Source organism: Streptomyces sp. NRRL B-24085 (genome assembly GCF_001282115.1).
In the GTDB taxonomy this organism is placed as follows: domain Bacteria; phylum Actinomycetota; class Actinomycetes; order Streptomycetales; family Streptomycetaceae; genus Streptomyces.
In genome coordinates this window covers 33,062-56,518 of the sequence record NZ_LJBR01000097.1, presented here as the reverse complement: position 1 = coordinate 56,518, position 23,457 = coordinate 33,062, and the positions used below count along the sequence as shown (strand labels likewise).

General features: G+C 70.9%; 21 protein-coding genes. 5 read left to right on the top strand and 16 right to left on the bottom strand.

What is annotated here, in order from left to right; genetic code table 11:
* Nucleotides 1–63: 63 nt before the first annotated feature.
* On the bottom strand, nucleotides 64–669 hold the full coding sequence (locus AOJ26_RS13575) for a PadR family transcriptional regulator (RefSeq protein ID WP_078959885.1): 606 nt from the start codon (nucleotides 667–669) through the stop codon (nucleotides 64–66).
* Between the two features lie 91 nt (nucleotides 670–760).
* Between AOJ26_RS13575 and AOJ26_RS13570 the strand changes: the two genes are divergently transcribed.
* Both AOJ26_RS13570 and AOJ26_RS13565 read left to right on the top strand, forming a co-directional pair.
* A complete protein-coding gene (locus tag AOJ26_RS13570) occupies nucleotides 761–1,465 on the top strand; it encodes an ABC transporter ATP-binding protein (protein WP_053848511.1) in 705 nt (234 codons plus the stop codon).
* On the top strand, nucleotides 1,465–4,296 hold the full coding sequence (locus AOJ26_RS13565) for an ABC transporter permease (protein ID WP_234358546.1): 2,832 nt from the start codon (nucleotides 1,465–1,467) through the stop codon (nucleotides 4,294–4,296). Before AOJ26_RS13570 ends, AOJ26_RS13565 begins: the two co-directional genes overlap by 1 nt.
* Before the next feature lie 79 nt (nucleotides 4,297–4,375).
* On the opposite strand, the gene AOJ26_RS13560 is transcribed toward AOJ26_RS13565, so the two are convergent.
* Both AOJ26_RS13560 and AOJ26_RS13555 read right to left on the bottom strand, forming a co-directional pair.
* Nucleotides 4,376–5,704 (bottom strand): class I SAM-dependent RNA methyltransferase, encoded by a 1,329-nt coding sequence (locus AOJ26_RS13560; protein ID WP_053848510.1) that lies wholly within the window; start codon nucleotides 5,702–5,704, stop codon nucleotides 4,376–4,378.
* A gap of 69 nt (nucleotides 5,705–5,773) precedes the next feature.
* On the bottom strand, nucleotides 5,774–7,819 hold the full coding sequence (locus AOJ26_RS13555) for an APC family permease (RefSeq protein WP_053848509.1): 2,046 nt from the start codon (nucleotides 7,817–7,819) through the stop codon (nucleotides 5,774–5,776).
* 382 nt (nucleotides 7,820–8,201) lie between these two features.
* On the opposite strand from AOJ26_RS13555, the gene AOJ26_RS13550 reads away from it, so the two are divergent.
* Both AOJ26_RS13550 and AOJ26_RS13545 read left to right on the top strand, forming a co-directional pair.
* A complete protein-coding gene (locus AOJ26_RS13550) occupies nucleotides 8,202–8,873 on the top strand; it encodes a potassium channel family protein (RefSeq protein ID WP_053848508.1) in 672 nt (223 codons plus the stop codon).
* Nucleotides 8,873–9,547: a potassium channel family protein gene (locus AOJ26_RS13545; RefSeq protein WP_053848507.1), complete on the top strand. Its 675-nt coding sequence runs from the start codon at nucleotides 8,873–8,875 to the stop codon at nucleotides 9,545–9,547. The genes AOJ26_RS13550 and AOJ26_RS13545 overlap by 1 nt, the downstream gene beginning before the upstream one ends.
* A 19-nt stretch (nucleotides 9,548–9,566) precedes the next feature.
* Here AOJ26_RS13545 and AOJ26_RS13540 read toward each other — a convergent pair whose 3' ends face one another.
* From AOJ26_RS13540 to AOJ26_RS13500, 9 genes are all read right to left on the bottom strand, one after another.
* Nucleotides 9,567–10,331, bottom strand: coding sequence for a DUF3159 domain-containing protein (locus AOJ26_RS13540; RefSeq protein ID WP_053848506.1), 765 nt, complete (start codon nucleotides 10,329–10,331; stop codon nucleotides 9,567–9,569).
* 3 nt (nucleotides 10,332–10,334) lie between these two features.
* Nucleotides 10,335–10,733, bottom strand: coding sequence for an OB-fold nucleic acid binding domain-containing protein (locus AOJ26_RS13535; protein WP_053848505.1), 399 nt, complete (start codon nucleotides 10,731–10,733; stop codon nucleotides 10,335–10,337).
* A 46-nt stretch (nucleotides 10,734–10,779) separates the two neighbouring features.
* The gene (locus tag AOJ26_RS13530; RefSeq protein WP_053848504.1) at nucleotides 10,780–11,463 is read right to left on the bottom strand and encodes a response regulator; all 684 of its coding nucleotides are present in this window, start codon (nucleotides 11,461–11,463) and stop codon (nucleotides 10,780–10,782) included.
* On the bottom strand, nucleotides 11,460–14,003 hold the full coding sequence (locus AOJ26_RS13525) for an ATP-binding protein (RefSeq protein ID WP_053848503.1): 2,544 nt from the start codon (nucleotides 14,001–14,003) through the stop codon (nucleotides 11,460–11,462). Before AOJ26_RS13525 ends, AOJ26_RS13530 begins: the two co-directional genes overlap by 4 nt.
* 1,185 nt (nucleotides 14,004–15,188) lie before the next feature.
* Nucleotides 15,189–15,881: an ABC transporter ATP-binding protein gene (locus tag AOJ26_RS13520; protein ID WP_053848502.1), complete on the bottom strand. Its 693-nt coding sequence runs from the start codon at nucleotides 15,879–15,881 to the stop codon at nucleotides 15,189–15,191.
* 86 nt (nucleotides 15,882–15,967) lie between these two features.
* Nucleotides 15,968–17,134, bottom strand: coding sequence for an alginate lyase family protein (locus AOJ26_RS13515; RefSeq protein WP_053848501.1), 1,167 nt, complete (start codon nucleotides 17,132–17,134; stop codon nucleotides 15,968–15,970).
* Nucleotides 17,135–17,310: 176 nt separating this feature from the next.
* Nucleotides 17,311–18,069 carry a DUF3710 domain-containing protein gene (locus tag AOJ26_RS13510; protein ID WP_053848500.1) on the bottom strand — a complete coding sequence of 253 codons (759 nt, stop codon included), beginning with the start codon at nucleotides 18,067–18,069 and terminating at the stop codon, nucleotides 17,311–17,313.
* A 1-nt stretch (nucleotide 18,070) separates the two neighbouring features.
* On the bottom strand, nucleotides 18,071–18,622 hold the full coding sequence (gene dut, locus AOJ26_RS13505) for a dUTP diphosphatase (protein ID WP_053848499.1): 552 nt from the start codon (nucleotides 18,620–18,622) through the stop codon (nucleotides 18,071–18,073).
* Nucleotides 18,619–19,203, bottom strand: a complete 585-nt coding sequence (locus AOJ26_RS13500; protein WP_053848498.1) for a PaaI family thioesterase — start codon at nucleotides 19,201–19,203, stop codon at nucleotides 18,619–18,621. Before AOJ26_RS13500 ends, dut begins: the two co-directional genes overlap by 4 nt.
* Nucleotides 19,204–19,261: 58 nt before the next feature.
* Between AOJ26_RS13500 and AOJ26_RS13495 the strand changes: the two genes are divergently transcribed.
* Nucleotides 19,262–19,726 (top strand): DUF3093 domain-containing protein, encoded by a 465-nt coding sequence (locus tag AOJ26_RS13495; RefSeq protein ID WP_053848497.1) that lies wholly within the window; start codon nucleotides 19,262–19,264, stop codon nucleotides 19,724–19,726.
* A 63-nt stretch (nucleotides 19,727–19,789) separates the two neighbouring features.
* Here AOJ26_RS13495 and AOJ26_RS13490 read toward each other — a convergent pair whose 3' ends face one another.
* From AOJ26_RS13490 to AOJ26_RS13475, 4 genes are all read right to left on the bottom strand, one after another.
* Complete coding sequence (locus AOJ26_RS13490) at nucleotides 19,790–20,686, bottom strand: hypothetical protein (protein ID WP_078959883.1); 897 nt, start codon at nucleotides 20,684–20,686, stop codon at nucleotides 19,790–19,792.
* Nucleotides 20,687–20,699: 13 nt separating this feature from the next.
* On the bottom strand, nucleotides 20,700–20,996 hold the full coding sequence (locus AOJ26_RS13485; protein ID WP_005481602.1) for a DUF4193 domain-containing protein: 297 nt from the start codon (nucleotides 20,994–20,996) through the stop codon (nucleotides 20,700–20,702).
* A gap of 405 nt (nucleotides 20,997–21,401) precedes the next feature.
* On the bottom strand, nucleotides 21,402–22,640 hold the full coding sequence (locus AOJ26_RS13480; protein ID WP_053848495.1) for a sensor histidine kinase: 1,239 nt from the start codon (nucleotides 22,638–22,640) through the stop codon (nucleotides 21,402–21,404).
* Between the two features lie 5 nt (nucleotides 22,641–22,645).
* Complete coding sequence (locus AOJ26_RS13475; RefSeq protein WP_030605557.1) at nucleotides 22,646–23,299, bottom strand: response regulator transcription factor; 654 nt, start codon at nucleotides 23,297–23,299, stop codon at nucleotides 22,646–22,648.
* Nucleotides 23,300–23,457 lie beyond the last annotated feature (158 nt).

Genomic DNA, 23,457 nt, shown 5'->3' with positions numbered 1-23,457 from the left:
CCGAGCGCCCCTCCCTGCTCGTTCCTGACCGAGCGCCCCTCCCGGCGATCGCACGGCCCCCTCTCATCCCGCCCTGCCCCTCGGAGCCTCGTCGGCGTCATCCCGTGCCCCTGAGGCTGAGCGCTCGGGCGCCTGCGCGCTCTGTGCCGTGGCGAGCGGGCCCAGATGCTGCGCGGCGCTGTCCAGCAGTCCGAGGTCGGCCTTGGTGTGCGCGATGGCGGCGTCGATCAGGACGGCGACCAGCGGCTCGTCGGCGTGGGCGCGGCGCTGCCGCGAAAGGCCCGCGAGCTCGGACAGGTACGTCTGCCGCTGCGACTCGATCAGTGCGGCCAGGGCCTGGGGGCCCAGCGCGACAGCGCCGAGGAGCTTCAGGAACAGCTCGTCGCGGAAGCCGCCGACGCGCACCCAGGGGGTGGTCGCCCACGAGCGCAGCTCGGCCTCGCCCGCTTCGGTGAGCGTGTAGAGGTTCTTGTCGGGCCGGTCGGTCTGCGTGACCTGCGAGCGCGAGACATAGCCGTCACGGACCAGCCGTTCGAGGATCTGGTAGAGGTGACCGATGTTCAGGCCGCCCCACTGCGGGCCGACGGCCTCCTCGAACCGGGCCTTGAGTTCGTATCCGTGATTCGGTCGCCGGGTCAGCAGCGCGAGCACGGCGTGATGGAGCGGCATACACGTCCCTTCTACATTGTGACAACATACCCCTGCATTGTCGCAATGCAGGGGCGGGGATGTACGGCGTGATGAGGGCGAGGCTGCATACATGGCTGTGAGCGTGGCGTTGCGCGGGGTGAGCCGCCGGTATCCCGGCCTGACCGCCCTGGACGGGATCGACCTGGAGGTCGCCGCCGGCGAGGTGGTGATGCTGACCGGGCCGTCCGGCGCCGGCAAGTCCACCGTCCTGCATGTGACGGGCGGCATGGACCAGCCCGACGAGGGACACGTCGAGATCGACGGCACCCGACTGAAACCCCGGGACCTGGACCGTCACCGGCGGCGTGTCGGCTTCGTCTTCCAGCGCTTCCACCTGCTGCCCGCGCTGACCGCGCTGGACAATGTGCTCGCCCCCGTCCTGCCGCGCAGAGTGGACTTCGACCGGCGTGCGCGCGGCATGGAGCTGCTGGAGGCTGTGGGCCTGAACCGGCGGGCCGACGCCCTCCCCTCGCAGTTGTCGGGCGGCCAGCAGCAACGCGTCGCCGTGGCACGGGCGTTGATCAACCGGCCGGGACTGTTACTGGCCGACGAGCCCACGGGCAACCTGGACAGCGTGATCGGGCGGGAGATCATCGACCTGCTGATGTCGCTGCGCGAGCGCTACGGGATGACGATGCTGATCGCCACCCACGACGCCGAGGTCGCCGCGGGCGGCGACCGGGTCGTGCGGTTGCAGGACGGCAGGATCACCTCGGACCAGCGGATCACGCCGTCCGGCGACGTGCTGCACCGGCTGGGGGGCCTGCGCCCGTGATGACGATGATCCTCGACCAGCTGCGGCGGCGGCGCGGGCGCGCACTGGCCCTGGCCGCCGGAATCCTGGTGGCGGCGACCAGTTTCACCCTGCTGACCGCGACGGTGAGCACGAGCCAGGCGACCACCGTGGGCACGGTACGGAAGAACTCACGCTCCGCGTACGACGTCCTGGTACGCCCGCCCGACTCGCAGACGGACGTGGAGCGGCGGAGCGGTCTGGTCACGCCGAACTTCCTGTCCGGCACGTTCGGCGGCATCACCGTCGACCAGTACCGGCGCATCCGCGGCATGGCCGGGATCGACGTGGCCGCCCCGGTCGCCAACATCGGCTATCTCATGGTGGCGAGCACCGTCACGGTGGACGTGTCCCGCTTCCTGGACGGGAAGGCGTCCCGGCAGATCCTGCGCATCCGCCCCACGCTCACCTCCGGACTGGGCAGCTACCGCACCTCGGACGAGTACGTCTACCTCACCCGCTCCCCCCTGACGTCGGCGTCGGAGTCGGACGGCCTCTTCGAGTCCGACACCCTGGAGACGGGTGCGGCCGAAAAGAGCACCCAGCGGTACCGGATCAAGGGGAAGTACGACGTCTGCTACTACTTCAACTGGGACAAGACCGAGCAGACCGAGTTCAACCTCGATCTGCCGTTGAAGCCGAACATCATCGCCGAGGACCTCAGGGACAAGTCACCCTTCGACCCGGACCTGAGTTCGCGGATGAACTGCCAGTCCGGCCGGGACAAGGCCACGATCGACGTTCCGGTCAGTTACCCCGTACTGCTGTCCGCCATCGACCCGGCGGCCGAGGACCGGCTGGTGGGCCTCGGCGGCACCATCGCCTCGGGCCGGATGCTCACCGAGCAGGACAAGCCGTGGACGGTGTCGGGCGCCAAGAGCGTCCACGGCCGGCACGACACCTACATCCCCGCGCTGCTCAGCGACGCCCCGCTGACCACCGGCACGCTCGACGCCACGGTCGAGCGGCTCGACGTCGGCGACCCGGCCGAGCTGCCCTCGAAACTGGGCAACCCGGCAGCCGGCCGCTTCGTCCGGAACCTGCACGGCACCCCGGTGGGCACGACCCGCGTCGATCTGAGCAAGGGCTACCGGAAGGCACTGACCGAGGACTCGTTCGACACCGGCAGCTACTGGACGGTCGGCCCGGTCACCTACCGCCGGACCCCCGACGGCGACCTCGCCGCGCAGCCGCAGCCCCCGCAGAAGCCCAGCCTGTGGATCACCAACTCGAACCAGCAGCCGTTCCCCAACGTCCCCGAGGAGAACCACCAGGGCACCCAGTACCGGAAGGTGACCAGTCACGCCGCCACGGACTGCATCGGCCTGGGAAGGTGCGACGGCGTAGACTCCGGACGCCTGCCCAATCCCTTCGTCCGCCTGGTCGGCCGCTACGACACCGGCAGACTGCCCGGCTTCTCACCCCTGTCCGACACCCCGCTGGAGACCTACCAGATCCCGCAGGTCACCGGTGCGGACAGCGCGACCCGGGCGAAGCTGCACGGCAAGCCGTTGCAGCCCGACCGCAACCTGGGCGGCTACGTCAGCCCGCCGCCCACCATGCTGACGACGATGGACTCCATCACCGCGCTCACCAGGAGCCGTCGGGTCCCGAGCCTCCAGGACAAGGCGCCGGTCAGCGCGATCAGGATCCGGGTGGCCGGAGTGACCGGCGTCGACACCGCCTCCCGGGCGCGGGTGAACGCGGTGGCCGGAAAGATACGGGCCACCTACCCCCGGCTCCAGGTCGACGTCACCGTCGGCAGCTCGCCCGCACCGCAGACGGTGGCACTGGCCGACTCGGCACAGGTGACGGAGCGTTGGGTCGCCAAGGGCGTGGCACTGCGCATCCTCCGGGCGGTGGACACCAAGAGCGCGGTGCTCTTCGTGCTGGTCCTCGTCGTGTGCGCGCTCTTCCTCGGCCAGGCCGCGCTGGCCTCGGTGCGCTCGCGTCGCACCGAGATCGGCACGCTGCGCTGCCTCGGCTGGAGTCGTGGCGAAGTGCTCCGCCTGGTCCTCGCCGAACTGGCGCTGATCGGCCTCGCCGCCGGGGCCGTGGGCACGGTGCTCGCGTACGTGCTGGGCCGGGTGCTCGGCCAGCCCGAAGCCGGCGCCAAGTCGCTCCTCGTGCTCCCGGTGGCGCTTCTCCTGGCCACGGCGGCGGGGCTGATCCCCGCCTGGCTCGCCACCCGGCTGGGACCGATGGAAGCCGTCCGGCCCCCGGTGACGGCGGCCCGCCGCCCGCACCCGGTGCGTTCGGTGGCCGGACTGGCCATGCTCAACCTGCTGCGGGTGCGGGGCCGCACACTGCTGGGCGCGGCGGGGCTGGCGCTGGGAGTGGCCGCCTTCACGGTGCTGCTCGCCCTGACGCTGGCCTTCCGGGGCGAGGTGGCCGGGTCGCTGCTCGGCAGTGCCGTGGTGGCGCAGGCGCGCGAGGCCGACTACCTCAGCGTCGCCCTCTCCCTGCTGCTGGGCGCCGCCGGCGCCATCGACGTCCTGGTCATCTCGCAGCGCGAACGGGCCGCCGATCTCGCGGTGCTGCGGGCGACCGGCTGGACCAACCGCGAGCTGGCGAAGCTGACCCTCTACGAGGGAATCGGGCTGGCTCTGCTGGGCGGCCTGTCAGGTGCCGTGATCGGTCTGGCCGGGGTCCTGACCCTCGGCCGGGGCGTGCTGCACGGACACCTGTTCCCGGTCGCCGGCGCCGCGCTGCTGGCCACGCTCGCGGCGACCGCCCTGGTGGTGGCGGCTCTGACGGTGCCGATCCGGGGGCTGTCCCGGATCGCCCCCGCCCACCTGCTCGCCGCCGACTGAGCCGAGCCGGCGGCTTCGCACAGCGGAAGACCCCGGCCGTCTCATGAGCCGGGGTCTTCCGCGATCCGTTGCCGATGGGTCAGATCCCCTTCGCGGCGGGCTCCAGGATCGCCACGCACTCCATGTGATGCGTCATCGGGAAGAGGTCGAACACCCGAAGCGTCCGCACCCGGTACCCCCCGTCCCGGAAGTACCCCAGGTCCCGCGCCAGCGCCGCCGGGTCGCAGGCGACGTACGCGATGCGCCGGGCGCCCAGGGACGACAGGTGCTGCACGGTCTTGCGGCCCGCCCCCGCGCGCGGCGGGTCGAGCACGATGAGGTCGACCTCGGTGATGCCGGTGCGCGGCAGAACGCTCTCGACCTTGCCCTGCTCGATGCGGACCCGGTCGAAGGCGGCGAGGTTGTGCCGGGCGTCCTCGACCGCGCGCTTGCCGGACTCGATGCCGAGGACGGCGCCCTTGTCGCCGAGACGGTCGGCCAGCGCCCCCGCGAACAGTCCGACACCGCAGTACAAGTCGAGCGCCATCTCGCCCTTGCGCGGCAGCAGACCCTGCATGACCGCCTTGACCAGGGTGTCGGCGGCCTGCGGGTGGACCTGCCAGAAGCCGCCGCTGCCCACCCGGTGGGTGCGGCCGTCGGCGCGCTCGCGCACGAACGCACGGCCGTGGACGCGGTGGATGCCGCCGTCCTTCTCCTCGACCCGCATCACGGAGACGGGCTTGTCGAGTTCGACCAGGGGAAGGCGGGCGCCGGGGCGGGGCTCCAGGATGACCATGCGGTCCTGGGAGCCGGTGGCCGCGATCGCCTCCACGGACGCCATCCCGGACCAGTCGCGCTCCTCGATGCCGAGTTCGCTGACGCCCGGCGCGGCGATCATGCAGTGCTCGATCGGCTCGACCTCGTGCGAACGGTGGCGGCGCAGACCGGCGTTGCCGTCGGCGTCCACCGCGTACTGCACGCGGGTGCGCCAGGCGGGCACCTCGCCGGCCGGCAGCTTGTCGCCCTCGGCCGGCATCACCGTGCCGTCCCAGCCGGCCTCCTCGGGCGTGAGACCGGCGAGCCGCTTGAGCTGCTCGGCGACGACCTCGCCCTTGAGACGCCGCTGGGCCCCCGGCTTCGCGTGCTGCCAGTCGCAGCCGCCGCAGCGGCCGGGCCCGGCGTAGGGGCAGGGCGCCTCGATGCGGTCCTTGGACGCCTCCAGGACCGTCACCGCGTCCGCGCGCAGGAACCGCGCGCCCTCCTCGCCCTCGGTGACCCGGGCCACGACCCGCTCGCCGGGCAGCGTGTGCCGGACGAACAGCACCTGGCCGTCGTCCGTGCGGGCGATGCAGTGCCCGCCGTGGGCGACGGGGCCGACCTCGACCTCGAACTCCAGCCCCACCAGCGATTTCTTCGGTTCTGCCTGCATGGCGGGGTGACTCCACAACGTCAAGGGAAGAGGCGGGACGACGACCCGCCAGGACAACAGCCCACCAGTCTACTTCGGCGCCGACGGCTCCTTCGCCCGCTCGGCCGGACCACGGCGCACCGCACCCGGCGCGTTCCACTCCTGCCGCCGCTTGGCCCGGAGCTTCGCCGCCTCCGAGGACTGGAGCTGGTACGGCACCGAGGTCACCATGACCCCCGGCGTGAACAGCAGACGGCCCTTGAGCCGGAGCGCGCTCTGGTTGTGCAGCAGGTGCTCGTACCAGTGGCCGACCACGTACTCGGGGATGATCACGGCCACCGCGTCCCGCGGCGACTCCTTCCGCAGCCCCTTCACGTACTCGATGATCGGCCGGGTGATCTCGCGGTACGGCGAGTCCAGCACCTTCAGCGGTACGTCGATCCCGCGCCGCTCCCACTCGGCGCGCAGCGCCTTGGTCTCGGCCGGGTCCACGTTGACGCTCAGGGCCTCCAGGGAGTCCGAGCGCATCAGCTTGGCGTACGCCAGTGCCCGCAGCGCCGGGCGGTGGATCTTGGAGATCAGGACGACGGAGTGGACGCGGGACGGCCGCAGGCTGTCGTCGCTCGGGCCCTCGGGCGCCGCGATCTCCTCGGCCACCCGGTCGTAGTGCTTCCGGATCGCCGTCATCGTCGCGTAGAAGATGCACATGCCGAGCAGGGCCACCCAGGCGCCGTGGGTGAACTTGGTGACCAGCACGACGACCAGGACGAGTCCGGTGAAGAAGGCGCCGAAGGCGTTGATCGCGCGGGAGCGGATCATGTGGCTGCGCTTGGCGGCGTCCTTCTCGGTGGCCAGGTGGCGGTTCCAGTGCCGGACCATGCCGGTCTGGCTGAGCGTGAACGACACGAACACGCCGACGATGTAGAGCTGGATCAGCCGGGTCGAGTCGGCGCCGTAGATCCACACCAGGAGTCCGGCCGCGCCCGCCAGCAGCACGATGCCGTTGGAGAAGGCGAGGCGGTCGCCGCGGGTGTGGAGCTGGCGCGGGAGGTAGCGGTCCTGGGCGAGGATCGAGCCCAGCAGCGGGAAGCCGTTGTACGCGGTGTTCGCGGCGAGGAACAGCACCAGCGCGGTGGCCGCGGCGAGCACGATGAACAGGAAGCTGCCCTTGCCGAAGACGGCCTCGGCGACCTGGGAGATCACCGGGTTCTGGACGTAGTCGGAGCCGACGGCGACGCCGTTGTGGATCAGGTCGACGGCCGGGTTCTCGGCCATGCGGACCTTGGTGGCCATGGCCAGCGCGATGATCCCGCAGAACATGGTGACCGCCAGCAGGCCCATCGCCGCGAGCGTGGTCGCCGCGTTCTTCGACTTGGGCTTGCGGAAGGCGGGCACGCCGTTGGAGATCGCCTCGACGCCGGTGAGCGCGGCACAGCCGGAGGAGAACGCCCGCAGCATCAGGAAGACCAGGGCGAAACCGGCCAGACCCTGGTGTTCGGCCTTGATGTGGTAGTCCGCCGTCGGCGCCCGCATGGTGTCGTCGAGCACCAGGCCGCGGAACGAACCCCACGCGATCATGACGAAGACGCCCGCGACGAAGACGTAGGTCGGGATCGCGAAGAGCGAGCCGGACTCCTTGACCCCGCGCAGGTTCATCAGGGTCAGCAGGACGATCACGCCGATCGCGCAGAACACCTTGTGCTCGACCACGAAGGGGATCGCCGAGCCGAGGTTCTCGATGCCGGAGGCGATGGAGACGGCGACCGTGAGGACGTAGTCCACGAGCAGGGCGCTGGCGACCGTGAGCCCGGCCTTGGGACCGAGGTTGGTGTTGGCCACCTCGTAGTCGCCGCCGCCGCTCGGGTACGCGTGCACGTTCTGCCGGTAGGAGGCGACCACCGTGAACATCAGCACGACGACCGCGACGGCGATCCAGGGGCTGAAGTGGTACGCCGACACGCCCGCGATGGACAGGACCAGCAGCACCTCACCGGGCGCGTACGCCACGGAGGACAGCGGGTCGGAGGCGAACACGGGAAGGGCGATGCGCTTCGGCAGGAGCGTTTCCCCGAGCCGATCACTGCGCAGTGCGCGCCCGATCAGGATCCGTTTGGGCACGTCGGTCAGTTTGGACACAACAGAGAAGCGTAAGCGTTCGAACGGGCGGGCAACCACCCGGCACCCCGCATCTGCTCTCCGGGTGAAATCGGCGGCCGCCCGGCTACGGATTCCGTGGGGCACCGGATGCGCATGCCTATATGACAAGACCCCGCCCCCTTACCGCCTCCGGAGGTTCCGTGCACACGACCGCAGAGCTGATCGGCGCCGCAGCCACCCTCGTCGGCCTCGGATTCCTGACTCTCGCGAGCGTCCGCAGCATCAGCCGCCGGTGATCGGAACGAAGTCACGGGCAACCGTGCACAGGGGTGCCGTCGTCCTACCGCGCGTGTGTAGCTTGGGCGTCGGTCTGAGACCCTGATGTGGCTGAGCAGTAACTATTGACACCGGAAGGACGGTCGTGCACATCGTCATCATGGGCTGCGGGAGAGTGGGTTCCGCTCTCGCCCAGACCCTGGAGCAACAGGGGCACACGGTCGCCGTGATCGACCAGGACCCCACCGCCTTCCGACGACTGGGCTCCGGTTTCGGCGGTCGTCGTGTCACCGGAGTCGGCTTCGACCAGGACACCCTGCGTGAGGCGGGCATCGAGGAGGCCGGCGCCTTCGCCGCGGTCTCCAGCGGCGACAACTCCAACATCATCGCCGCGCGTGTGGCCCGCGAGATGTTCGGCATCGAGAACGTCGCGGCCCGCATCTACGACCCCCGGCGTGCCGAGGTCTACCAGCGCCTCGGCATCCCGACGGTGGCCACGGTCCGCTGGACGGCGGACCAGATGCTGCGCCGGCTGCTGCCCTCGGGGGCGGAGCCGTTGTGGCGCGATCCCACCGGTGGCGTCCAGTTGGCCGAGGTGCACGCCTCGTCCGCCTGGGTCGGCCACAAGATCAGCAGGATGCAGGAGGAGACGGGCGTCCGGGTGGCGTTCCTGACCCGCCTCGGCGAGGCGATCCTGCCCACCTCGCAGACGGTGCTGCAGGAGGGTGACCTGGTGCACGTGATGATGCGCACCGACGAGGTCGACAAGGTCGAGGCGTCCTTCGCCAAGGGTCCCGAAGAGGAGGGCGGTCACTGATGAGGGTCGCCATTGCCGGTGCCGGTGCGGTCGGCCGCTCGATCGCGGGCGAACTGCTGGAGAACGGCCACGAGGTCCTTCTCGTCGACAAGGCGCCGACCGCCATCTCGGTCGAGCGCGTCCCGCAGGCGGAGTGGCTGCTCGCCGACGCCTGCGAGATCACCTCCCTGGACGAGGCCGCGCTCCAGCGCTGCAACGTCGTGATCGCCGCGACCGGCGACGACAAGGTCAACCTGGTCGTCTCCCTGCTGGCGAAGACGGAGTACGGCGTCCCGCGGGTCGTCGCCCGGGTGAACAACCCGAAGAACGAGTGGCTGTTCAACGAGTCCTGGGGCGTGGACGTCGCCGTCTCCACCCCGCGCCTGATGTCCGCCCTGGTCGAGGAGGCGGTCAGCGTCGGCGACCTGGTCCGCCTGCTCCGCTTCAGCCACGGCGACGCGAACCTCGTGGAGCTGACCCTGCCCGAGGAGTCGGCGCTGGCCGGCACCACGGTGGGCGACGTGGAGTGGCCCGAGGACACCTCCCTGGTCACCATCATCCGCGGCACCCGGGTCCTCACCCCGTCCCAGGAGGACTCCCTGGAGGCGGGCGACGAGCTCCTCTTCGTGGCCGCCCAGGCCCGCGAGGAACAGCTCGAGGACCTGCTGTCGGTACGCCGGGAGGAAGCCTCCTAGCCGGTCGTCGTGGAGCGGTCTAGGCCTCGCGCCGGTGCCGTCCGCCCGCGGCCTCGGTGTCCCCGTGCTCCGCGGCCTGCGCCGCCCTGCGCTCCTCTTCGGCCTTCTCCTCGGCCTCCATCTCCGCGAACACGTCGATCGGAGCGGGCGCCTTGGCGAGGAAGACCCAGGTCAGCCATACGGCCAGCAGGAACGGCGGGATCTTCAGGGCGACCAGGACCCAGCCGAGCTGCGCGGTGTCGGCCCACCAGTACAGCGGGAAGAGGATCGCGCACTTGGCGAGCAGGATGCCGCCCCAGGCGTAACTGGCCTTGGCGTACGCCTTCTTGCGGCCGGGGTTGCGGGTCCGCCAGGAGAGGTTCTCCTTGAAGACCGGGCCGAGGATGAGCCCCATCAGCGGCACGCCCGCGAGCGTGGTGACGACGTACGCAAGGCCCAGGCCCAGGGTGTAGAGCATGCCGGGCAGGTAGAAGTTCTTGGCGTTGCCCGTCATCATCGCGAAGACGACACCGAAGGCGACGCCGAAGACCCCGCTGAAGGCGTGCTTGACGGTGTCCCGCATGACCAGGCGGACCACGACCAGCAGCAGCGACACCGCGAGCGCGGCGATCGCCGACAGGTGCAGGTCCTTGTTGATCGTGAAGATCGTGACGAAGAGCAGGCCCGGCAGTACCGTCTCGACCATGCCCCGGACGCCGCCGAACGCCTCGAACAGGGCGGCCTCGGTCACCGCCCGTGCGTCGTCGGCCTGAGTGTCTTCGGTCGGCTTGTCGAGAGACGTCACCGGCTACTCCCGTCCGAGGGGTCGGAGTTCGTATTTGGGATTGAACAGCACCCGGCGGCCCCGGCTCATCGAGATCCGCCCGGAGGCGATCAGCTTGCGCCCCGGTTCTATCCCGACGATGGAGCGCCGGCCGAGCCACACCACGTCGAGGGCGGCGGAGCCGTCGAACAGCTCGGCCTCCAGGGCCGGGACGCCCGCACGCGGACGCAGGGTGACCGTGCGCAAGGTACCAGTAACGGTCACGATCTGACGGTCGTGGCAGTCACCGATCCGGGTGCAGCCTGCGGTCGCGGTGTCCTCCCGCAGCTCCTCGGACTCCAGGTCCTCCTGCGACGAGGACAGCCGGTCGAGCATGCGCCGGAACCGGCCCACCGGCTTCTCGGAACGGGGAACAGCACTCATATCCGAAAGCGTACCGGGGTGCGCCGACAGCGTTGTACCCGCAGCACTAGCGTTCGAACCGGTATCCCCGGCCCGGTTCCGTGACGAAGTGCTTGGGATGCGAGGGGTCCGCCTCCAGCTTCCGCCGGAGCTGGGCCATGTAGACCCGCAGGTAGTTCGTCTCCGTCCCGTACGACGGCCCCCAGACCTCCTGGAGGAGCTGCCGCTGGCCGACGAGCCGGCCGCTGTTGCGGACCAGCACCTCCAGCAGGTGCCACTCGGTGGGGGTGAGACGAACGTCCCTGTCGTGCCTGCGGACCTTCTTCGCGGCCAGGTCGACGGTGAACTCGCCGGTCTCCACCAGGACGTCCTCCTCGTCGCCTCCCGCGGGCTCGGCGCGCCGCACGGCGGCCCGCAGCCGGGCGAGCAGCTCGTCGATGCCGAAGGGCTTGGTGACGTAGTCGTCGGCGCCCGCGTCCAGCGCCTCGACCTTCTCGTCGGAGGAGTGACGGGCGGACAGCACGAGGATCGGCACCCTGGTCCAGCCGCGCAGCTCCCTGATCACCTCGACGCCGTCCATGTCGGGCAGGCCGAGGTCGAGGACGACCACGTCGGGGTGGCGGGAGGCGGCGAGCTCGAGTGCGGTGGCGCCGTCGTGCGCCGCGTCGACCTCGTACTCGCGCGCCTTGAGGTTGATCACGAGGGCGCGCACGATCTGCGGCTCGTCGTCGACGACCAACACCCTGGTCATGTGGCCTGCCTCTCGGGTTCTGCCGCTGCGGCGGGGTCGGCGGGGAGCTCCGCACGCGTGTGTGCCGCTCGGAGCGTCAGCACCATGGTGAGGCCGCCCCCGGGCGTGTCCTCCGCGTTGAGGGTGCCGTTCATGGCCTCCGCGAAACCCCGGGCCACGGCGAGCCCGAGTCCGACACCGGCGCCGCGCGGGGCGTCGCCGTAGCGCTGGAAGGGCGCGAAGATGCGCTCCTTGGCCTCGTCGGGGACGCCGGGGCCGCGGTCGACGACCCGTACCTCGACGCGGTCGGCGATGGCACTGGCGGAGACCCGGACGGGGGCGCCGGGCGGGCTGTACTTGACGGCGTTCTCGACCAGGTTGGCCACCGACCGCTCCAGCAGTCCCGGGTCGACGGCGACCATCGGCAGGGTCTCCGGGACGTCCAGGTCCACGCTGCCGTCGGGCACCCCGCCGAGCGCCATCGGCACCACCTCGTCGAGGTCGATCTCCCGGATGATCGCGGTGACCGTGCCGGTCTGGAGGCGGGACATGTCGAGCAGGTTGCCCACCAGGTGGTCCAGCCGGTCGGCGCCCTCCTCGATGCCCTCCAGGAGCTCCGCCCGGTCCTCTTCCGACCACGCCACGTCGTCGGACCTGAGCGAGGAGACGGCCGCCTTGATCCCGGCGAGCGGGGTCCGCAGGTCGTGCGAGACGGCCGCCAGGAGCGCCGTACGGATGCGGTTGCCCTCGGCCAGGGTGCGGGCCCGGTCGGCCTCCTCCTGGAGCCTGCTGCGGTCCAGGACGACGGCGGCCTGGGCGGCGAAGGCGGCGAGCACCCGGCGGTCCTCGGCGGGCAGCACCCGGCCAGTGAGCGCAAGCGCCATGTGGTCCCCCACCGGCATGTCGACGTCGGCGTCCTCCGGCCGCTCCACGGGCGGCCCGAGTCCCGCACGGCCGGCGCAGGTCCACGGCTCGGCTCCGCCCGCCCGTTCCAGCAGGGCCGCCGACTCCATGCCGAAGGTCTCGCGCACCCGCTCCAGGAGCTCCTCCAGGCCGGTCTCGCCGCGCAGCACGTTGCCGGCGAGGAAGGACAGGATCTCCGCCTCGGCGCGCAGCCGGGCGGCCTGATGGGTCCGCCTGGCGGCCAGGTCGACGACGGAGGCGACCGAGATGCCGACGCCCACGAAGATCACGATGGCGACGATGTTCTTCGGGTCGGCGATGGTCCAGCGGTGCAGGGGCGGTGCGTAGAAGTAGTTCAGCAGCAGCGAGCCGGCCGCCGCCGAGGCGAGCGCGGGGAAGAGGCCGCCGAGCAAGGCCGCGGCGACCACGACCGCCAGGAACAGCAGCATGTCGTTGGCGAGGCCGAGGTCGACGGTGGTGAGGAGTGCCGTCAGGAGCACCGGGCCGGCCAGTCCCACCAGCCAGCCCCACAGGATCCGGGTCCGCCCCAGCCGCGCGCCGCGGGCGACGGGCAGTCCGCGCCCCTTGGCGACCTCCTCGTGGGTGACGATGTGCACATCCAGGTCGGGTCCGGACTCGCGGGCCACGGTCGCGCCCACGCCGGGTCCGAAGACGTACTGCCAGGTCTTGCGGCGGGAGGAGCCGAGGACGATCTGGGTGGCGTTGACACCGCGCGCGAAGTCGAGCAACGCGGCCGGTATGTCGTCGCCGACCACATGGTGAAAGGTTCCGCCAAGATCCTCGACGAGGGTCCTCTGCACGGTGAGTTCCTTGGGCGAGGCGGAGGTCAGGCCGTCGCTGCGGGCTATGTAGACGGCGAGCACCTCGCCGCCGGCCCCCTTCTCGGCGAGGCGCGCGGCCCGCCTGATCAGCGTCCGGCCCTCCGGGCCGCCGGTCAGCCCGACGACGATCCGCTCCCTGGACCCCCAGATCGTCGAGACCTGGTGCTCACTGCGGTACTGCTTGAGGTACTCGTCGACCCGGTCGGCCACCCACAGCAGCGCGAGCTCCCGCAGGGCGGTGAGGTTGCCGGGCCGGAAGTAGTTGGAGAGGGCCGCGTCGACCTTGTCGGGCTGGTGGATGTTGCCGTGCGCCATCCGCCTTCTGAGCGCCTGGGGCGACATGTCGACAAGCTCGATCTGGTCGGCCCGCCGTACGACCTCGTCGGGCACGGTCTCGCGCTGCCGCACCCCGGTGATCGACTCGACCACGTCACCGAGCGACTCCAGGTCCTGGATGTTCACCGTCGAGACCACGTCGATCCCGGCCGCGAGCAGTTCCTCCACGTCCTGCCAGCGCTTGGCGTTGCGCGAGCCGGGGGTGTTGGTGTGGGCGAGTTCGTCCACCAGGGCCACGGCGGGGGCGCGGCGCAGGACGGCGTCCACGTCCATCTCGGTGACGACACCGGCCTCCCGGCGCGTCACCTGCTCCAGCCCGTGCAGCATCGCCTCGGTCCGCGGCCGCCCGTGATGCTCCACGAAGCCCACGACACAGTCGGTGCCCCGCTCGCTCCTGCGGTGCGCCTCGGCCAGCATCGCGTACGTCTTCCCGACGCCCGGCGCCGCACCGAGAAAGATCCGAAGCCTGCCGCGTCCCATGTCCCCATCGTCTTCCGGTCACCACCACCTGCCCAGCGACGACCTTACGACCGCCGACACCACGGGGGCCTCCGGAAGGGACTCCACGAGCGGTCTTTGACGTAACCCTGACGGGGGGGCGGCGGGGATCTCGGGGCACCGGACGCATCAAGCGCCAGTGAAGGCAGCAGCCTGTCCTTCCGCCGTGAGGGCACGACGGAGCCCACAAGGAGCCGCTGGACACGTCGGGCCCATGGCGACGCTGCCCCCCGGCGAAGGGCTCGACAGCCCTGCGCCCTCATGGAGGTACGACGGGGATCTCGGGGAGACGCCAGGCCCTCGCCGCCCATGGCGTCCCCAGCCCGGCAACGGGCTCGACTGTCCCGCCCATTGCCGTGCGGCCGCCGGGGCCTCGGCAAGGCGCCAGGCGCACCAGCCTGAGGTGACGTCGGCCGCCCAGCAACAGGCTGCACAGCCCGCCCGTTCTCGTGGGACACGACGGGGATCTCGTGACAGACCCTGGGCGGTTCGGGGCTCATGGCGACGCCGCCGCCTGGCAACGGGCTCGACAGCCCTCCCCGCTGGCGTGAGGGCACCGCGCAGCCTCGGCGGGGGCGCCCGGGGCCTTGAGTCCTGCGGCAGCACCCCTACAACGGACTCGAACAGCCCCACCCGCCCTCGTGAGGGCGCCGCGAGGTCTTAGCAAGATTCCGGCGTCTTGAGCCCCGCGGCGGCGTCCCTGCGACGGGCTCCACGGCCCCACTCGCATGACGGAACCCCGGGCCGCGACTCGCTTCCCCACCCTCGGGAAGCCCCCCGCCTCGCGCGTCGCGAGACGGCCCGTGACGGCTGCTGGCCAGCCTCGATGTCCCGTCCGGAAAAAGTCGCGCCCCCCGGCCCCACGGCCACGGTCGGCGAGCACCGCTGCCGCAGCCATGCGGCGGCCCGCCGCCCCGAACGCACCGGAGCACCTTCCGCAGTCCAGTCGGACCGTAGGACGCGAAGCGAGGACCGACAGCCCCCGGTTCCCTACACGTCCCGCCGGGCGCCCCGTCCCCGGCGCCACGGCCACGACCGGCGCCCACAGCCAGGCGGCAACCCGTACCCGGTAAGCGGCCCCCCACGCACCGGAACCGCTCCGCAGCCCTCCCGGCCCGCAACCGCCACCCTCGCGCCCACAGAAGCCGGCCCCTCGGGCAAGGCGTCTCACGCCCCCACGATCTCCCCGTCCCCCAACTCCAGGACCCGGTCCGCCAGGTCCAGCAGGGTCGCGTCGTGCGTGGCGACCAGCGCCGTGACGTTCTCGCTGTGTACGACGGCCCTCAGCAGCTCCATGACCGCGTGGCCCGTCTCCGCGTCCAGTTGGCCGGTCGGCTCGTCGGCGACGAGGAGGGCGGGGTTGTTGGCCAGCGCTCGGGCGATGGCGACCCGCTGCTGCTGGCCCCCGGAGAGCTCGCCGGGCCGCTGCTCGGCGTGGTCCGCGAGTCCGACCAGGGCCAGCAGCAGCTCGACGCGCTCCTCACGCGCGCGTGCGTCCATCCGGCGCAGCCGCATCGGCACGCCCACGTTCTCGGCCGCGGTGAGGATCGGGATGAGCCCGAAGGACTGGAACACGAAGCCGATACGGTCCCGGCGCAGGGCCAGCAGCCCGTCCTCGTCCAGCCCCGCGATGTCGACCCCGTCGAGCTCGACCCGTCCCCGGTCGGGCCGGTCGAGCCCGCCGACGATGTTGAGGAGCGTGGTCTTCCCGGAGCCCGAACGCCCCTTGAGGGCGACGAGTTCACCGCGCGGCACCTCGAAGGAGACCCCGCGCAGCGCGTGCACCGCCGCGGCCCCTTCACCGAACGACCTGTGGATGTCCTCGACCCGCACCATGGTCTCGGTGACCACCTGAGTCATGCGTCCTCCCCCATGAAACCGCGAGACCCGCGGACCCGCGAAACCGGGCGCCAGTATCACCGTCCGGCGCCCGGCCTTCAACAGCTTCAGCTCGGGTTGTCCCCGTGCGTGAGGGTCTCCCAGGCCACGAAGAGGTTGTTGCTGCCCGCCGGCCGGTTCCGCTCGGTCAGCGTCTGGGTGTTGGTCATGGCCACGCCGAGCCTGTTGTGCAGCGCGTTGTACCCGACCTCGGTGACCGGCCCGAGCCCCAGCTTCAGCGACCCGCCGCACAGCCAGCTCGGCACGGCCGTCCCCAGTTCGTACTTGGACTGGAACCCCAGCGCCTGCCGCAGCCGCTCGCCCACGTCGGTGCCGTACAGGTCCTCCCCCTGGATCCGGCTCGTCTCGGCGACGTGCGAGATCGCGGAGATGCCGTACCCGGTGTGCGTGAAGTCCCGGCAGGTCTCCTGGGTGAGCCCGGTGACGAAGGTGGACTGCCCCTGCCAGTAACCCACGATCTTGTCCCGGGTGTTGAGGTTCTGGCTCGGCACGGTCTTCGGCAGCTCGCCGTCGGAGGCGAGGTACACGTAGGCCGCGGTACGGGTGCGGAACTTCGCCATGGCCTTGTCGTACGACGTCCTGTCCTCCAGGAAGACGGAGATGCCGACGGCCGCCTCCATCATCGACAGCTCCCAGTTGCCGTTGGAGTTCGAGCCGTTGATGACCTCGGGCAGGTAGACGTTCCGGAGCATGGTCGCGAAGCGTCCGGAGTTGGCCCAGCCCCCGCTGTACGTGTACTTGATGATCTCGGCGGCCCTGGGCCAGGAGGAGCCCGCCCAGCCGGTCTGGAGGGGCGCGTTGCTGTTGGTGTGGTCCGTGATCACGGCTGACCAGGCGTCCATGAGCTGGATGGACTTCTTGGCGTACCGCTCGTCGCGGGTGATGTACCAGGCGAGCGCGTCGGTGTAGGCGGCGATCGCGTCCTCGCGCTCGTCGGTGCAGCCGTAGTTGGGGTTCGAGTACGAGCCGCACTCGACGACCGCGCGCGGCTTGGGCGTGCGGTTCAGGTCGGCGTACTTGCTCGCCAGCATGGCGTCGAAGGCGCCCTTCCAGGGCTGGGCACCCGCGTTGACCTTGCTGCGGGCGAAGTCCAACTGCCCCTGGGAGACGGTGACTCCGGGGTGGGCGAAGGTGGCGGGCGCCGCGTCGGCGGGCACGGCGAGAGCACCGGCGGCGAGGGCCGCGACGGCGGCCAGGAGAGCGGTTCTGCGCATACGTGGGGGGCCTTCCGTTCTCGTATATGAACGCGAAGCGCCTTTATGAACAGACGCGTTGAGCCGAGAAGGTAGGTACAGACCAATCCCGCGTCAAGGCCCCGCGCACGAAAACGCCCCCGTGCATGCGGAAGGGCCGCACCCCGTGACGGGGTACGGCCCTCGATGTCGTACGCCTAGCGGACCTCGGTGATCTCAGGGCCACGCTGGAGCTGGCCCATGCCGCCGGAGAAGCGGGAGCCCTCTTCCTGCTGCTGGACGCCCTCGGGGACCATCTGGGCGTCGTTCGGCAGCTTGAGGACGATCGGGTCGCGGGGCGCCATCGGGCCCTCGCCTCGGACCACGACCGTGTCCCGGAAGATCTGCTCCAGGAGCCCGGCCGCCTGCGGCTGCACCGCGCCCTGACCCGAGATCACACCGCGCAGGAACCAGCGCGGGCCGTCCACACCCACGAACCGCACGACCTGGAAGCCGCCTGTGCCGTCCGGCAGCTGCACCGGCACCTGGGCACGCAGCTCCCAGCCCAGCGGACCCTCGACCTCGTCGACGATGCCGCCCTGCTGGGTGATGCCGGAGCCGATCTCCTCGCGCACCTCGCCCCAGATGCCCTCGCGCTTGGGCGCGGCGAAAGCCTGGAGCTGGATGGCGCTGTCGCGCAGCACGACGGTGGCCGCGACGATAGCGTCGCCCGCGACCTCGACCCGCAGCTCCATGCCGTCCACGCCGGGCACGAAGAGACCGCCCAGGTCCACCCGGCCCTCGGCGGGGTCGCGCACCTCGCTGCTGTCCCAGGGCCCGTCGGGCCGCGGCTCCGGCTCCAGCCGCACGCGCTCGCGCTCCACGTCGTCCGCCTCAGTGTCGACGCTGTCGACGACCTGCTCGGCCTCGCCGGCCGCGTCCTCGGCGGCACCCTTCTTCTTGCGACGTCCGAACACGTCACTGTCCTTCCCGGTCGGATACGACCGAAGCGTATCGATTCCCACCCGTATGACCGCCCGCGGCGGCCGCATCGCCTGTATCGCCCCCGTCGCCCACGGCGGCGTGACCGCCGGTGGACCCGAAGCCCCCCTCGGCCCGCGCCGACTCGGGAAGCTCCGCCACCTCCTGGAAGCGGACCCTCTCGACCTGCTGGACGACGAGTTGGGCGATCCGGTCGAAACGCTCGAACCGCACCGACTCGTGCGGGTCGAGATTCACCACGATCACCTTGATCTCCCCACGGTACCCGGCATCAACCGTCCCCGGGGCATTCACGAGAGCGACACCGCAGCGGGCGGCGAGACCGGATCGTGGGTGCACGAAGGCCGCGTACCCCTCCGGCAGCGCCACAGACACCCCCGTGGGCAGCACGGCCCGCTCGCCGGGCTTGAGTTCACGGCTCTCGGTGGTCCGCAGATCGGCCCCCGCGTCACCGGGGTGCGCGTACGACGGAAGCGGTACGTCGGGGTCGACGCGCCGGATCAGCACGTTCAGGGGATCACGGCTCACGGGTTCACCTCGAAGGCACGGGCACGCCGGACCTGGTCCGGGTCGTCCATGGCGGCCCGGATCTCCTCCGGGCGGCCGTTGTCGATGAAGTGGTCGACCTTGACCTCGACGAACAGGGCGTCGGCACGGACCGCCACGGGCCCCTCGGGACCGCCGATCCGGCCGGTCGCGGTCGAGTAGATCTTCCGCCCGGCCACCGCGGTCACCTCGGCCTCCAGGTACAGCACCGTGCCGACCGGCACCGGCCGTACGAAGTCGGTCTCCAGGCGTCCGGTCACGGCGATCGTGCGCAGCAGCCAGTTGAGCGAGCCCAAGGTCTCGTCGAGGGCGGTGGCGAGCACACCGCCGTGCGCGAGGCCGGGAGCACCCTGATGGGCGGGGCGCACGGTGAACTCGGCGGTGACCGAGACCCCCTCGCCGGCCCGCGCCTCCAGGTGCAGCCCGTGCGACTGCTCGCCGCCACAGCCGAAACACTGGCCGTAGTGCGCACCGAGCAGCTCACCGGGCGCGGGGGCTTCCGGGTGTCGCACAGGTCGCGACGCGTCGGCGGGAGGCTGGAGAGCCGGGGAAGTACCACTCACAGGCGCAGACCTTACCCGCGCGTCGGAGGTATCAGGACACCGTGCCAAGCTTGGTTCCATGCAGCCCTCCGCCGTCCCGTACGACGAACGCCTCACCGCCCCCCGCTCCTGGTGGCTGATCTCCTTCCTGGTCGGGGTCTCCTTCGCGTTGATCCTGCTCCCCTTCGGGACGCTTCCGCTGCTCGGCGGCCTGGTCGGCGGCACCGCCGCGGCGGCGGTCGTCGCCAGTTCCTACGGCTCGCTGCGCATCCGCGTCGTGGGTGACTCGCTGATCGCGGGCGAGGCGAAGATCCCGGTGTCGGCGCTGGGCGAGGCGGAGATCCTCGACCCGGAGGAGGCGCGCGCCTGGCGGACCTACAAGGCCGACACCCGCGCCTTCCTGCTGCTGCGGGCCTACATCCCGAGGGCGCTGAAGGTGGAGGTCACCGACCCGGACGACCCGACGCCCTACCTGTACCTGTCGACGCGCGAGCCGGAGCGGCTGGCCGAGGCGCTGAGGACGGCTCGCACGGCCGCCGCCTAGAACGTTCGTGCACGGCTTCACCCGACCTCGGGGACGGTGGGGCCCCGAGTTCTCACGGAAGTCTTACTTCTCCAGCTCCAGCGGGTTCTTCGGGACCTCCAGGGCCGGCAGCGGCGGCAGGTCGCTCCAGGGCACCTGGACCTTGCGCAGGTCCTTGCGGATCCGCCCGGCGAGCTTTCTGGTGTCCCGGCGGTTCATGACCGCCCCCACGGCCGCGCCGACCAGGAACGGCATGAGGTTGGGCAGGTCGCGGATCATCCGCTTCATGATCTGCTGCCGCAACTGCTGCTTCATCTGGCTGTTGAGGGCGCCGCTCACCGTCGCCGGCTTCTTCACGTCGATCCCGCGCTCGCCCGACCAGGAGTTCAGGTACGCGGTGCTGCGCTCCTTGAGGTTGCCGGGCGGCCGTACGCCGTAGACCTCGTGGAGTTCGGCGATCAGCTTCAGCTCGATGGCGGCCACGCCGGTGATCTCGGCGGCCAGTTCCGTCGGCATCGCGGGCGGCACGGGGAGCATCGCCGCGGCGCCGACCCCCGCTCCGACCGTCGCCGTGGCGCTCGCGGCGCCCGTGACGAGCTTGTCCGCGAGCTCCTCGGGCCCCAGACCGGGGAACTGACGCCGGAGGGTCGCGAGGTCGCGTACGGGGATACGCGGGGCGTTCTCGATGATCCGGTCGGCGAGGTACGCCAGGCCCGCCCTGGCCCGGCTGCCGCCCTTGCGGGCCCCTTCCCGGGCCCTGTCCCGGATCGCCGCCACCCGTCGCCTGGCGACGGGCGCGGGCGACCTGGTCGATCCGGTCGTCGCCGGGAGGTCAGCCCGGTCGGCGACCGGTTCGAGCGAGGCTCCCGGATCGGCGGAGCCCCGCTCGTCGTCACGCGCGCGGTGGGGGCCGCCGGACGGCCCCTGGTCCGCTCCCCTGCGGAGAGAGCGGCGCTTCCAGGGAGGGGTCGAGCCAGTCATGCCCGACCCGCCCTCAGTCGCAGTCGCGGCAGATCGGCTGGCCGTTCTTCTCGCGGGCCAGCTGGCTGCGGTGGTGCACCAGGAAGCAGCTCATGCAGGTGAACTCGTCCTGCTGCTTGGGCAGCACCCGGACGGCCAGCTCTTCGTTCGAGAGGTCCGCTCCGGGCAGTTCCAGGCCTTCGGCGGCCTCGAACTCGTCGACGTCCACTGCGGAGGTCGACTTGTCGTTCCTACGCGCCTTGAGCTCTTCAAGGCTGTCCGAGTCGACGTCGTCGTCGGTCTTGCGTGGGGTGTCGTAATCCGTTGCCATGTCGCTCTCCCCCTCTGGGTGTCTGCGGTGTCTCCAGCGCACGTAACGCGTGAGAGGCCGGACTTGTGCCCGACCCGAGGCGGAGATTTTGCCTCACATCAAGGTCTGTTACTCAATCGACACCCAACCGGACTCCTCTTGAGTGATCGGGTTGGATGGCGATCGGGACCGTACACGGTCCGAATCCCGCACTTCAAAGGCGTCTCACCGTGTACTTCCCGTGATCAGGACCCCTGAAAACCCGGATTTTCCCGGCTTTCCGACAGGGTGCATGATCACGGAGAGTGGATGGCTGGAAATTCTCCCTTGTGATCGATCACACAGGGGGCAGTCCTCCAAGTGCCCAGAAAATTCCGCGCAAAGCGAACATCCCTGTATGTCGGTCGCGGTGCGGGGGCCATGATCTCAGACCGGAAGGGTGACTCGCATCACGAGCCCACCCCCTTCGCGCGGCTGGGCGGTGATGTGCCCGCCGTGCGCCCGCGCCACGGACCGCACGATGGACAGTCCGAGGCCGACGCCCTTGTCGCTGCCGGTGCGGTCGGCGCCGCGCAGCCGCTTGAAGGGCTCGAAGAGGTTGTCGACCTCGTACGCCGGCACGACGGGGCCGGTGTTGGTCACCGTGAGCACGGCCTGGCCGTGCTGGACCTCCGTGGTCACCTCGACCCAGCCGTCCTCGGGGACGTTGTAGCGCACGGCGTTCTGCACCAGGTTCAGGGCGATGCGCTCCAGCAGGACGCCGTTGCCCTGGACGACCGCCGTCTTCTGCTCGCCGCGGATCGCCACGCCCTTGGCCGCCGCCTCGCCGTGCACCTGGTCGACCGCCTGCCCGGCCACCTCGGCGAGGTCCACGGGCTTGCGCTCGACGATCTGGTTGTCGCTGCGCGCGAGCAGCAGCAGGCCCTCCACGAGCTGCTCACTGCGCTCGTTGGTGGCCAGCAGGGTCTTGCCGAGCTGCTGGAGCTCCACCGGGGCGCCCGGATCGGACAGGTGCACCTCCAGGAGCGTGCGGTTGATCGCGAGCGGTGTCCGCAGCTCGTGCGAGGCGTTGCCGACGAAGCGCTGCTGGGCCGTGAAGGCCCGCTCCAGGCGCTCCAGCATGTCGTCGAAGGTGTCGGCCAGCTCCTTGAGCTCGTCGTCCGGGCCGTCCAGCTCGATACGGCGGGAGAGGTCCGAGCCGGCCACCGCGCGCGCGGTGCGCAGGATCCGCCCGAGCGGGGACAGGACACGTCCCGCCATGGCGTAGCCGAACGCGAAGGCGATGATCGCGAGGCCGAGCAGGGCCAGCAGCGAGCGGCTGAGGAGGTCGTCGAGGGCGTGCTGGCGCTGGTCGTTGACGCAGGCGTTGATGGCCCTGTTCATGACCTCGGAGGTACCGCTCGAGGGCAGGTTGCTGCAGATGTCACTGGTGACACTGCCCGTGGTGATCTCGAAGGGCAGCTTGCTGCCGACATTCAGCGCCTGCGCGGCCACCAGGTAGATGATCGACAGCAGCAGGATGCCCGCGATCAGGAACATGCCGCCGTACAGCAGCGTGAGCCTTATGCGGATGGTCGGGCGCAACCAGGGCAGCGGCGGGGCCGGCCTCCTGGGGTCCCAGGTGGGCTTCGGGGGCGCCTGGGGAGGCGCGGGAGTGGAGGCCACGGGTATCAGATCCGGTAGCCCGAGCCGGGGACGGTGACGATCACCGCGGGTTCGCCCAGCTTGCGGCGCAGCGTCATGACGGTCACCCGCACGACGTTGGTGAAGGGGTCGGTGTTCTCGTCCCAGGCCTTCTCCAGGAGCTGCTCGGCGGAGACGACGGCGCCCTCGGAGCGCATCAGCACCTCCAGGACGGCGAACTCCTTGGGCGCCAGCTGGACCTCCTTGCCGTCGCGGAACACCTCGCGGCGGTTGGGGTCGAGCTTGATCCCGGCGCGCTCCAGGACCGGCGGCAGCGGCACGCTGGTGCGCCGGCCGAGGGCACGCACGCGTGCCGTCAGCTCGCTGAACGCGAACGGCTTGGGCAGATAGTCGTCGGCACCGATCTCGAGCCCTTCGACGCGGTCGCTGACGTCACCGGAGGCCGTGAGCATCAGCACGCGTGTGGGCATGCCGAGTTCGACGATCTTGCGGCAGACGTCGTCGCCGTGGACCAGGGGGAGGTCGCGGTCGAGGACGACCACGTCGTAGTCGTTGACGCCGATGCGTTCCAGGGCGGCCGCACCGTCGTACACGACGTCGACGGCCATGGCCTCCCGGCGCAGTCCGGTGGCCACCGCATCGGCGAGCAGTTGCTCGTCCTCGACGACGAGTACGCGCACGTCGCTTGTCCTTCCTGTGTCCACCCGCGTAGCGCGCTCCGGGCACGCGCGGGCAGGGATCCGGGTGAGTGTTGCCTCCATCCTGCCCTTTTCGGCCATAAGTCGGCTGTAAGACGGGTGAGGGGCGACTGAAAGACAGGTGCGGGAACGGGAATGCG